The 12,074-nt window shown below is 59.0% G+C and carries 10 protein-coding genes; 6 read left to right on the top strand and 4 right to left on the bottom strand.

The genetic code is table 11. The annotated features are described in order from the left end of the window. Positions 1–18 precede the first annotated feature (18 nt). The 4 genes from ACR0NJ_RS10530 to miaA form a co-directional block, all read right to left on the bottom strand. Entirely contained in the window at positions 19–1,482 is a 1,464-nt protein-coding gene (locus ACR0NJ_RS10530; protein ID WP_480817077.1) for an ABC transporter permease, read from the bottom strand. Between the two features lie 13 nt (positions 1,483–1,495). Continuing rightward, complete coding sequence (locus tag ACR0NJ_RS10525; RefSeq protein WP_480817076.1) at positions 1,496–2,542, bottom strand: ABC transporter permease; 1,047 nt, start codon at positions 2,540–2,542, stop codon at positions 1,496–1,498. Between the two features lie 120 nt (positions 2,543–2,662). Beyond that, entirely contained in the window at positions 2,663–4,333 is a 1,671-nt protein-coding gene (locus ACR0NJ_RS10520; protein WP_480817075.1) for an ABC transporter substrate-binding protein, read from the bottom strand. Between the two features lie 347 nt (positions 4,334–4,680). After that, positions 4,681–5,574 carry a tRNA (adenosine(37)-N6)-dimethylallyltransferase MiaA gene (gene miaA, locus ACR0NJ_RS10515; protein ID WP_480817074.1) on the bottom strand — a complete coding sequence of 298 codons (894 nt, stop codon included), beginning with the start codon at positions 5,572–5,574 and terminating at the stop codon, positions 4,681–4,683. Positions 5,575–5,670: 96 nt separating this feature from the next. Here miaA and pyrH point away from each other — a divergent pair, with 96 nt between their 5' ends. The 6 genes from pyrH (at position 5,671) to ACR0NJ_RS10485 (ending at position 12,074) form a co-directional block, all read left to right on the top strand. Next, complete coding sequence (gene pyrH / locus ACR0NJ_RS10510; protein WP_480817073.1) at positions 5,671–6,414, top strand: UMP kinase; 744 nt, start codon at positions 5,671–5,673, stop codon at positions 6,412–6,414. Positions 6,415–6,499: 85 nt separating this feature from the next. Further along, positions 6,500–7,726 (top strand): aminotransferase class V-fold PLP-dependent enzyme, encoded by a 1,227-nt coding sequence (locus ACR0NJ_RS10505; protein ID WP_480817072.1) that lies wholly within the window; start codon positions 6,500–6,502, stop codon positions 7,724–7,726. A 45-nt stretch (positions 7,727–7,771) separates the two neighbouring features. Next, positions 7,772–9,202 (top strand): cryptochrome/photolyase family protein, encoded by a 1,431-nt coding sequence (locus ACR0NJ_RS10500; RefSeq protein WP_480817071.1) that lies wholly within the window; start codon positions 7,772–7,774, stop codon positions 9,200–9,202. A gap of 61 nt (positions 9,203–9,263) precedes the next feature. Further along, the gene (locus tag ACR0NJ_RS10495) at positions 9,264–10,472 is read left to right on the top strand and encodes a class I SAM-dependent methyltransferase (RefSeq protein WP_480817070.1); all 1,209 of its coding nucleotides are present in this window, start codon (positions 9,264–9,266) and stop codon (positions 10,470–10,472) included. 15 nt (positions 10,473–10,487) lie between these two features. Then, positions 10,488–10,928: a TrgA family protein gene (locus ACR0NJ_RS10490; RefSeq protein ID WP_480817069.1), complete on the top strand. Its 441-nt coding sequence runs from the start codon at positions 10,488–10,490 to the stop codon at positions 10,926–10,928. Positions 10,929–10,958: 30 nt separating this feature from the next. Further along, positions 10,959–12,074, top strand: a complete 1,116-nt coding sequence (locus ACR0NJ_RS10485; RefSeq protein ID WP_480817068.1) for an NUDIX domain-containing protein — start codon at positions 10,959–10,961, stop codon at positions 12,072–12,074.

Below are 12,074 nucleotides of genomic sequence, written 5' to 3'. Positions count from 1 at the left end.
CCCCTACCTCCATCACAATCAGTCCTTCAGACTCTCTTCGCGCAGACCGTCCGCCAGCAGGTTCAACCCAAGAACTAGCGACAGCAAGGCAAGCGCGGGCGGAAGGGCAGGGTGCAGGTAGATCGACAGAAGCTTACGCCCCTCGTTGATCGTGGAACCCCAGTCCGGGCTTTCCGGCGGCAGGCCGAGCCCGAAGAAGCCCAAGGTTCCCAGCAGGATGGTGGTGTAGCCGATGCGCAGACAGAAATCGACGATCAGCGGGCCACGCGCATTGGGCAGGATCTCCCACAGCATGATGTACCACGGACCCTCACCACGTGTCTGGGCCGCAGCCACGTAATCGCGAGTTTTGATGTCCAGCGCCAGCCCGCGCACGATGCGGAACACCGTGGGCGAGTTCACGAAGACCACCGAGACAAACACCACCAGAATACCGCCCGGAATGTCGAACAGATCAAGATAGGTCGGCAGGCCCCAAATGCTGTAGCTGTCGGTGTTGATGATGTAGCCCTTGGTCGAAATCAGCGACAGGTAGAGCCACAGCGCAACACCCAGAACCCCGATCAACAACGGCGTCCGGAAACTCGGCCGCGTGTAAAAGCGCGAGTTCAGCAGGACGCCCAGGAAGATGATCGGGAACACGAACAGCACGGCGGCCATATAGTTCGGGACACCGGTCGCAACGATCTCGGGCGTGACCAACAGGTAGAACAGAAGGATCACGGGGAAGGCCAGGATCAGGTTCGCCAGGAAAGACAGCAGCGTATCCAGCCGCCCGCCATAGTAACCAGCAGGCAGGCCCAGCGTGATGCCGACCATAAAGGCAAACATCGTCGCCAGCGGGGCGATCTGAACAACGATCCACGCGCCTTTGACCATGCGGCTAAAGACGTCGCGGGCCAGATTGTCACCGCCCAGAAGATACCAGGCGTACTGACCCTCTTCCAGATTGGGCAGGGGCGTGCCCGGCACCTTGTTCTTCATGCCCGAGACCTGAGATAGCGAGTCATGGGTCACGATCAGATCAAGCGCGCCGAAAATCCCGGTGAAAACCCAGAACATCACAAGGCCAAAGCCGATCATGCCGATGGGGCTGTCAAACAGCTTGCCATACAAGCCCAGCCTGCGTTTGAACGCGATCGACATGGCGTAAAGGATGATCAGCGACAGCCAAACCGGCAGGAATTGCTGGGAAATCGCGCCGATGATCCCGGCGCTCGTGCCCATCAAGATGCCAAGGACGATATAGGCAAGCGCAAGCCCGACACTGGCCAGAAAGCTGTAGCGCAGCGCGAACTGTATCATGTTCCGGGCGCTCGAGTTCGAGGTCAGCGTGCCGTCCGGATTGACCGTCATCTGGTCCTCGGGCAGCACCATGCTAGCCAGCATCCAGACGACGATGGACAGGGCCATCAGACCCAACGCAAGCGCGAAGATCGGGTTGAGGAAGGCGATAGAGCCGGTCCAGGTAAGTGGTTCCATAATCTAGCCCTCCTTAAGCGATGCGAATGCGCGGGTTGAGGTAGACATAGCCGATATCCGAGATCAGCTGCGTCACCAGCACCACAAAGACCGACACGACCGAGATCGCCAGCAAGAGCTGGATGTCATTGTTGCCCGCCGCCTGTACTAGCGCCCAGCCAAATCCCTTGTAGTTGAACAGGGTCTCGACGATCACCACACCATTCAACAGCCATGGGAACTGCAGCATGATGACAGTGAACGGCGCGATCAGCGCATTGCGCAGCGCGTGTTTCATAACGATGTTCGGGAACGAGACACCCTTAAGGCGCGCGGTGCGGATATACTGCGCCGTCATCACCTCGGTCATCGAGGCGCGGGTCATTCTGGCGATGTAGCCCATCCCGTACAGCGCAATGGTGAGCACCGGCAGAAAGAAGTTCTCGAATGTCGGGTTTTCCATCGCCTGCGTGGCGGTGCCCTTGAACCACTTCAATCCGACCGCGGATGAGGTAAAGATCGCGATGAAAATTACGCCCGAAACGTATTCTGGCGTCGCCGTCGTCGTGATCGCAAAGGTCGACAGCGTCCGGTCGGTGGCCGAGCCTTCCTTCATCCCGGCCAGAATGCCAAGGATCAGGGCTGACGGGACCATCAGCAGCATCACCCAGAACATCAGCCGACCCGTCAGGGCCAGCCGGGTGCCAACAACGGTTGAGACTTCTTCTTTGAAGACCGTGGAATATCCCCAGTACCCCTGCAGGATACCGCAGAAATTCGGTGCCTCTTCGGCGGACTGGCCCGGCAGAATACATCTGCCCTGAACGGTGCCGTCCTCGTTCGTGTGCCGGTAAGATGGCAGAACGCCCAGCCATTCGCCGTATTTGATCGGCACTGGCTGCAGATACCCGCCTTTCTCAAGGAAGCTTGCGACCTGCTCATCCGACATGCGGAAGTTACCTTGTGTTTTCGCAAGTTTTTCGAGGTTCGGGTAAAGGTTGGTCAGAAAGAAGACCAGGAATGTCAGACACAATGCTGTCAAAAGCATGATGCCGACGCGCCTTAGAATAAAAAGTCCCATGTTAGCCCCTGTTGGTCGGCCAGCGTGAATTCCTTATGGCTTCACGCATCGCTGTTTTTTATCGCCGCATTCATGACGAAAGGGCCGCGCCAGAGTGGCGCGGCCCCGTATGTCGTCGGCTTAGGAAACGATGCCGAACTTGTAGATTTGCGGCAGGTCCGCGATGTGCTTTTCAACACCTACCAGATTGTCGCGGTGGTGGCGCATGGCTGTCCGCCAGTAGGGTTGGATTACAACGCCCTCTTCAATCATGATCGCCTGCAACTTTGCCATCACCTCGCGGCGCTGATCGACATCGGCGATCGAGTTCGCCTCGGCCAGCAGGGTGTCGAACTCTTCGTTGGCAAAACCGGATTCGTTCCACGCCACACCCGACTTGTAGGCCAGCGCAAGAATCTGGGTGCCCAGCGGGCGATGGTTCCAGTTGGTCGACGAATAGGCGTATTTGGTCCAGTCGTTCCAGAACGTCGAACCAGGCAGAACGGTGTGTTTGGCCTTGATGCCCGCGTCGTTCAACTGGGCGACAACAGCGGCGGTGGTGTTCCGACGCCAGTCATCGTCGATCGACTGCACTTCGTGTTCGTAATCGCCCATGCCCGCTTCGTCCATCAGGGCCTTGGCCGCTGCAGGATCATAGGGGATACGCGTTACCGACGAGTCATATTCGGGGTGCATCGGGCCGACGTGGCTGTTTTCGGCTGCGATACCATAGCCGGACATGCCAAGTTCCAGGCAGACCGCGTTATCTACGGCCATTGCAAGCGCCTGACGCACGCGTTTGTCGCCATAGATTTTGTTGCCGTCAGCGTCTTCAGCCAACTGGTTCGGGCGGATGACGATAGTAAAGCCCGACGGGATTTCCGAGCGAACCAGGCCGATGCCATCAAAGATGTCGACGAATTCACCGACCGACTCCCAGTTCATGTCGATCTCTTCGGCCTCATACGCGGCCAGGAAGGCTGCGGGGTCGGTACCGTAGTCAATGAATTCGATCCGGTCGACGTAGCCGCCTTTCCCAGCCTCATAGCCCCACCAGTCGAAGCCTTCGTTGCGGACCAGAACACCTCTGACACCCACTTCGTGGCTTTCGGGCAGCATGAAGCCGGTGCCAATGGGGTTGGCCAGCATGTTTGCCGGGTCGTGGCTGCTGTGCACGATGGCAGCAGGATAGTCGGCCATGCCGGGAATAATCGTGATGTCCGGCGCGTTGCACTTCAGTTTTACTGTGTGGTGGTCGACAACGGTGATCGCACCATCAGCGGCTTTCTGAGTGCTCTCGTCAACCAGCGACGCCATACGCGACGCCATCGAGTTCCCTTCGACCGACGAATCGCACCAACCCGTAATGTTGCGCGCAACGTCTTCGGCGGTGAAATCGTCACCATTGTTCCACTTCACACCCTTGCGGACGTTCAGAGTGTATTCGGTGGCGTCGTCGTTAGCCTCCCAGCTTTCCAGCAGCATCGGCTTGAAGGAGCCATCGTTGTTGTATTCAACAAGATATTCCAGCCAACCAGCGGTGAAGGTCGCGATCTGGGTCCAGTCAAAGGTGCGCGGGTCTTTCAGTGCACGTACTTCCATCTGATAGCGGATGGTGCCGCCACGCTGCGGTTCAGCTGCGGCTGCCGGTGATTGCAGACCGATCATGCTGTAGGCCGCCGGTACGGCGACGCCCAGCGCGGTTACGCGAGCCAGGAATTCACGGCGGTTCAGATTGCCTTCGCGATATTCCTTGACGTGCATTTCAGCAGCCCAATGAACCGGCGCTCCGGTCAAAGTCTGATTTTTCATTTAGGTCTCTCCCTGTGACGCTATTTTTTTTGTCATGAAGTTCTGAACTACCCGGCGTGGTAAGCGCCGAATGGTAGGTCGATGGGTTCTCTTTTTTGGATTCTCAACATCCCCATGGCGACATTCGGCACCAGAATTCCCTATAGGTCAATGTTCGAAATCGTCATTCGTGGGCGAAAAACGACATCCACACACTGCGTTTGCCTGTTCTAGACGGGCGATTGCCGCTCGGTTTGGAACGTCCGAAACGCTCTGACCCGGGGATCAGGGACGTGAAATTCACGCGGATTGCCGGTGTATCAGCGCCGTTCAAATGCCGCTTAGAAAAGAATCAACTGTGCGGAGTATCACTTTGAGAAATTAACGTGATTCCAGTTTTTCATCCGTGCGCGGAACCAAGTGCGCTGGCGCTTTGCGAATTGACGGGTCGAGATCGTGGCCCTTTCGCGCGCCTGTTCCAGCGTCATTTCCCCGTCCAGATAGGCCATAAGTTCCGGCACGCCGATGGCTTTGCAGGCTGGCAAGGAAGGGTCATATCGGCCCCGCATTGCCGCCACCTCGTCCAATGCGCCCATGTCCAGCATCAGGTCAAAGCGGCGTTCTATGCGGTTCAAAAGCCAGTCTTTTTCAACGTCAAACACAATGGGAACTGTGTCTTGCAAAGCCAGTACCGGGGGCGGTGTATCGGCTTGCCAGGATGCAAGGCTGCGTCCGGTGGTGTGCTGAACCTCCCACGCGCGCTGGACTCGGGCGCGGTTGTTGGTGTCGATCCGGCCAAGCGTTTCCGCATCCACGCCCGCGATCAAGGCTTCAGTCGTCATCTGATCGGCCGTCGCGCGGGTTTCCGACGGCGTGGCGGGGATCTCGGCCATACCCTCGGTCAGTGCGGTGAAGTACAACCCCGTACCGCCGACGACAATCGGTCGTTGATCCGCGGTTATCAGAGGCACCACCTCGCGCAGCCAATGGCCGGTGGAATATTCCTGATCATAAGCGACATGCCCGTACAGCCGGTGCGCCGCGCGGGCTTCTTCCTCTGGCGACGGGCGTGCCGAAATGATCCGCCAGCAATCGTAAACCTGACTGGCGTCGGCGTTGACAATCACGCCGCCGAACCTGTCGGCAATCTCCAGCGCCAGCGCGGATTTGCCCGAGGCCGTCGGCCCCGCGATCAGCACCGGTTTGCCCTGCGGTATGGGCGGAAGCGTGTCCCAAATATTCACGGCAGGGCGATTGGCCATTCCGGGTTGCCTTGTTCCTCAGTATCCGCATTGAACCTGCGGTGGTTTTGCTTCATTTTGCGCCGCAAATAAACCCGTGCCAGCCCGGAGCGCAATATGACCCTTACCCAGCCCGTCGAACCCCCAAAAACAAAGTATAAACGTGTCATGTTGAAGATCTCGGGCGAGGCGTTGATGGGCGATCAGGGATTCGGCCTGCATCCGCCCACGGTTCAACGCATCGCGCAGGAGGTGAAGTCGGTTCATGATCTGGGTGTCGAGATTTGCATGGTCATCGGTGGCGGGAACATCTTTCGCGGCCTCAGCGGCTCGGCTCAGGGGATGGAGCGGACGACGGCGGACTATATGGGGATGCTGGCCACGGTCATGAACGCGCTGGGGATGCAGTCCGCGCTTGAGGAAGTTGGCGTGTTCACTCGTGTCATCTCGGCCATTCGCATGGACGAAGTGTGTGAGCCCTACATCCGCCGCCGCGCCGTGCGTCACCTTGAAAAGAAGCGGGTTTGCATCTTTGCCGCCGGAACCGGCAACCCGTATTTCACCACCGACACCGCCGCGACCCTGCGCGCGAATGAAATGGCCTGTGAGGCGATCTTCATGGGCAAGAATGGCGTGGACGGTGTGTATGACAAGGACCCCAAGGTGCATGCCGACGCCGTTCGCTATGACACTGTTTCTTATGACGACGTTCTGGCCAAGCGGTTGCGTGTCATGGATGCCTCGGCCATCGCACTTGCGCGTGACAACAACCTGCCGCTGATCGTGTTCGGACTGGATGAGCCGGGCGGGTTCCGGGGCATTCTGGCGGGTGAGGGGACGTACACCAAAGTTCAAGGCTGAAAGAACTGCCGTGATGTCTGAGATGCCCGGAAACATACCGGAGCATCTCTGTGATGCGAGCGGTGTGACTGAGGAGTGAGTGGCCATGAGCACTCTGGATATCGATTTCGTTCGGGCTCAATTCCCGGCCTTTTCGGAACCCAGCCTGCAGGGGCAGGCGTTTTTCGAAAACGCGGGCGGCTCGTATACCTGTAAGCCGGTGATCGACCGGCTGACCCGGTTCTACACCCAGCGCAAGGTGCAACCCTATCACCCGTTCAAGGCCAGCCGTCTGGCGGGCGAAGAGATGGACGAAGCCCGCGCCCGTTTGGCCGCAATTCTGGGCGTGGATACGGATGAGCTGAGCTTTGGTCCGTCGACCACACAAAACACCTATGTTCTGGCGCAGGCGTTCCGGCAATGGCTCAGCCCCGGTGAGGCAATTGTGGTGACCAATCAGGATCACGAGGCCAATTCTGGCCCGTGGCGACGATTGGCAGAGGATGGCATTGAGGTGCGGGAATGGCAGATCGACCCCGAGACCGGCGCGCTGAACCCACAAGACCTTGAGGAACTGTTGGACGAAAAAGTGCGTCTGGTCTGTTTCCCGCACTGCTCGAACGTCATTGGTGAGATCAATCCGGTGACCGAGATCACGGCAATCGCCCATGCCGCAGGCGCGTTTGTTTGCGTCGATGGCGTGTCTTATGCGCCGCACGGGTTCCCGAATGTGGGCGATCTGGGGCCGGATATCTATCTGTTCTCGGCGTACAAAACCTATGGCCCACATCAGGGCCTCATGGTCATTCGCCGCACGGTCGGAGAATTGTTGCCGAACCAGGCCCACCACTTCAACGACGATTTGCTGTACAAAAGGTTCACCCCGGCGGGCCCGGACCACGCCCAGATCGCGGCAAGTACGGGGATGGCGGATTACATCGAGGCTTTGAGTGCGCATCACGGCGGCCCGGACAGTGGCCCTGCCGCACAGGGGGCCTTTGTTCACGATCTGATGCGACTGCATGAAGTTGAATTGCTGCAACCCGTGCTGGATGCGTTGAAGGACAGAAACGCGGTTCGGCTGATCGGAACGGCTGACGCCGCCCGCCGGGCACCGACGGTTTCGGTTGCGCTGAATCGCCCGGCGGAACCTGTTGCCGCCGAATTGGCAAAGCACAATATCATGGCCGGTGGCGGGGACTTCTACGCCGTGCGCCCACTGCAGGCGATGGGGGTCGATCCGGCGCAGGGCGTGCTGCGGGTCAGCTTCACGCATTACACCGCTCGGCACGAGATTGATCAGCTTTTGGAAGCCCTTGAACGCGTTTTGTGATCCGGGCTGCGGCCTGTCGCGTAAACCGAAAAGAGGCGGGCAGGCATGAACACGCAATCTCCGATCATATTGTGGTTTCGGCGCGATCTGCGTGTCTCGGATCACCCTGCGCTGCAGTCGGCTGTGGAAACCGGTCGTCCGATCATTCCGGTTTTCATTCTCGACAATCTCGCTCAGCATTTGGGCGCGGCCCCGAAATGGCGACTGGGACTGGGGCTCGAGGTTTTCTCGGCCTCGCTGAAACAACTGGGAAGCCGCCTGATCCTGCGCCGGGGCGAGGCCTTGGACCAATTGCAGAGTTTGATTGCCGAGACCGGGGCCAAAGATGTCTATTGGACCCGTGCCTATGACCCGGGCGCGATTGCGCGAGATACCGAGGTCAAATCTTCTTTGTCTCAGGCCGGGGTTAGTGCGAAGTCCTTCCCCGGCCACCTGTTGTTCGAACCATGGACCGTCGCCACCAAAACCGGCCAGCCGTTTCGCGTGTTCACCCCGATGTGGCGGGAGGTGCAGGGTAGGGATGTTCCAGCCCCCAGCGCCCCTCCGCCCCGGTTGCCAGCGCCGGAGAAATGGCCCGCGTCCGACCGGATGGACGATTGGGCGTTGGGGGCAGCAATGCGACGTGGCGCGCAGGTTGTGCGTGAGCATGTTCGGCCCGGTGAACAGGCGGCCCATGACCATCTGCATGAATTCCTGACCCACATCAGCGCCTATGCGGACGACCGCGACCGACTGGACCTTGCTGGCACTTCGAAGCTGTCGGAATACCTATCGCTAGGTGAAATCGGCCCTCGCAGCATCTGGCACAGCGTCCAGCGCGCCGCCATGATCGGCGCGCCGGGGACCGGTGCGTTTCTACGGCAACTGGTGTGGCGCGAGTTTGCCTATCACCTGATGTATCGCACGCCACACATGCTGACCGAAAACTGGAAGCCGGAATGGGGCTCGTTTCCATGGAGTGTGGATACGGGGCATCCGCATGTCACGGCATGGCAACGGGCCCAAACCGGCATTCCCGTCGTCGACGCAGGTCTGCGTGAAATGTACGTCACGGGCCGGATGCACAACCGCGCCCGCATGATCGTCGCAAGCTATCTGACCAAACATCTGATGACCCATTGGAAAATCGGGATGCAGTGGTTCGAGGATTGCCTGATCGACTGGGACCCGGCGGCCAATGCAATGGGTTGGCAATGGGTGGCCGGGTCCGGCCCCGATGCCTCACCCTTCTTTCGGATTTTCAATCCGCAGACCCAGCAGGAGCGCTTTGACCCCGACGGAGGGTATCTGCGGCGCTGGATCGCCGAAGGACGCTCTGATCCGACCGATACGGCGTTGTCTTACTTCGATGCGGTGCCGGTTTCATGGGGATTGCAACCCGGAGCCGACTACCCTTTGCCCGTTGTTGATCTGGCCGAGGGGCGCAGGCGAGCTTTGGCGGCGTATGAAGGCCGAAAAAAGCCGGTAACGAATTGAAAACTTGCCATAAACGGAATCCCGTCCTAGCTTTTGCTAAAGACCGCAGAGGGGAGAGCGGATGATCCTGACCACGACCGAGGGGCAGAAAAACCTGCCCAGATATTTCGCGCAGGTGTTCAGAATGCTGGGCAAGATGGAGTCCGGGCGTCTGGACATCACTCTGCCCGATGGCCGCACGTTTCGGATGGAAGGCGGCAAGCCGGGCCCGGTCGCGCAGGTCGACATCCATGATGGCGACGTGTTCGCCCGCTTGATCCGCGAGGGTGAACTGGGGTTTTCAGACGCTTATCTGGATGGCCATTGGAGCACGCCTGACCTGCGCTCGTTCATGGATCTGGTGCATCGGGGCACGGAAACGGTTTATGATGGGTTCACCGGTCGGTTTCTGGTGCAAGCCTATGAAAGACTGCGGTTCTGGCTGCATCGCAACAACCGCACTCAGGCGAAGAAGAACATCTCGTACCACTATGATTTGGGCAATGAGTTCTACGGGCTATGGCTGGATGACACGATGACCTATTCCAGCGCCTTGTTCGACACCGGGCAAGAGAGTCTTGAGAAAGCGCAGACCGCCAAGTATGCCAGTCTGGTGGATGAGATGGGCGCAAAGCCCGGTGATCACATCCTAGAAATCGGCTGTGGCTGGGGCGGCTTCGCCGAATACGCCGCCAAAGAGCGTGGCTTACGGGTCACGGGGCTGACCATTAGCAAGGAACAGTTGAGGTTCGCCGAGAAACGCATTGAGAACGCAGGACTTTCTGATCTTGTTAAGTTCAAACTGCAGGATTACCGCGACGAGCGCGGCGAATATGACGGCATCGCCTCGATCGAGATGTTTGAGGCGGTTGGGCAGAAATACTGGCCGGTCTATTTCGAAACCGTACGGGACCGACTGAAACCGGGCGCTCAGGCCACTCTGCAGATCATCACTGTTGGTGATCACCGGTGGGACTTTTACAGGAATGGTGTTGATTTCATTCAGAAATACATCTTTCCGGGGGGCATGCTGCCGTCGCCTACGATCCTGAAGCAGGAAATCAATCAGGCCGGGCTGAACGTGGTGCGATCCAAGGAGTTCGGCCAAAGCTATGACCTGACGCTGCGTCGCTGGTACGACACTTTCAATGACAAATGGGATCAGATTTCGGAATTGGGTTTTGATGAGCGTTTTCGCCGCATGTGGAATTATTATTTGACCGCATGCGGCGCAGCCTTTGACACCGGTAATTGCGATGTGACACAGATCACAATAGCAAAGCCCAGTTAAAGAACGGACCCCGGAATGCCCAATGCCCCTCGACTAGTTGCCGCTGTTTGTCTGGTAGTGGTGGCCTTTCTGGTGTCCGGCATGATCATGGACAACGCGGAAGAGGGCAAAGACTATGGCTATTTCGTCTACGTCAACATCGCGTTGGGCTGGATCTGCGGCTGGAAGATCATGGGCAAGCGCGCGGGCAGGGGCTGGACTTCGGCTGTAAACAACGGGCTGACGGGCGTCGCCTCGCTGGTGTTCTGGGGCCTGTTCGTGCAGGGTTGTAACGAGATGTTCCGCCTTGCGATGCGTCACCGCTATGACGGCCCGTTCGAGGCTTTGAAAGCCATCTTCGTCATAGGCATCGAGTTCGGCCAGCAATTGATGGTTCCCGAAATTCTGACGACGCTGGCCATCGGGGCCTTGGTCGCAGGGCTTACGACCGAAGAAGCAAGTCGGCGCTGGCGTTAAACGACCCCTCTAACCTGAGAGTATCCTTCGGTGTCAGATTTGTTCTTCTATGGCACGCTGCGGCATGTACCGCTTCTTGAACGTGTCCTGGGGCGCGAGGCCTCCGCGCTGCAGACAATTTCGGCTCAGCTTCCTGAGCACGCGGTGCGCGCGGTGGTGGGGCAGGATTTCCCGATGATCTGCAAGGAACCGGGTGGCACTGCGCCGGGGCTCTACGTTCGTGGCTTGACCGCAGAAGATATTCAAAGACTGGCCTATTACGAAGGCGGTTTCGACTATGACCTGCAAGCGCTCCAGGTGGATTTGGACGATGGCACCAGGGCCGAGGCGCAGGTGTTCTTTCCGTCACCCGGCGCGTGGACCGCAGGTGATTTCTGGTCGCTGCAGGATTGGGTGGACGCGCGGGGAGAGCTGACCGTTCTGGCCGCCGAGGAAGAGATGGCCTATTTCGGGCGCGTCGATCCCAAGGATATGGCGCGCAGCGTGCGGGCCATCCAGACTCGCGCGTGGGCCAAGCTGATGGCACGGCAGCGTGGAACCGGCGACCCTCGGGACCCCGCCAAGGACGTGATCGTACATCGCCACAAGCGCGCCTATGTCGATTACTTCGGGATGGAGGAGATTGACCTGCAGCACCGCCAGCACGACGGAACCATGGGCCCGGTTCTGAGGCGCGCCAGCCTGATGCAGGGGGCTGCCGTGGCCGTCCTGCCTTACGACCCGGTGCATGATCTGGTTCTGTTGGTGGAACAATTCAGACCTCCGGTCTATCTGATTGACGATCCCGAGCCTTGGCTGTGGGAGGCTGTTGCCGGGATGATCGACCCCGGCGAAACCCCCGAACAGGCCGCCCATCGCGAGATGATGGAGGAGGCGGGCGTCAAGGTCGACGCGCTGGAATATGCGGGCGGGGCCTATTCCTCGAGCGGTTCGTCCACGGGCTACCTGTATTTCTATGTCGGGCTGGCCGATCTGACCAAAACGGTGGATGCCAGTGGGGTGGAGGCTGAGGGCGAAGATATTCGCAGCCGGGTTTTGCCTTACGATGAATTCATCGACATGGTGGACCGACATGTTTTCAAGGATTTACAGTTGCTGAACCTGTCGCACTGGCTGGCCCGCAACCGCGACCGTCTGCGCGCCTGA

The organism is Ruegeria sp. F11, from assembly GCF_056533855.1.
This window is presented reverse-complemented; position numbering and strand designations above follow the sequence as displayed.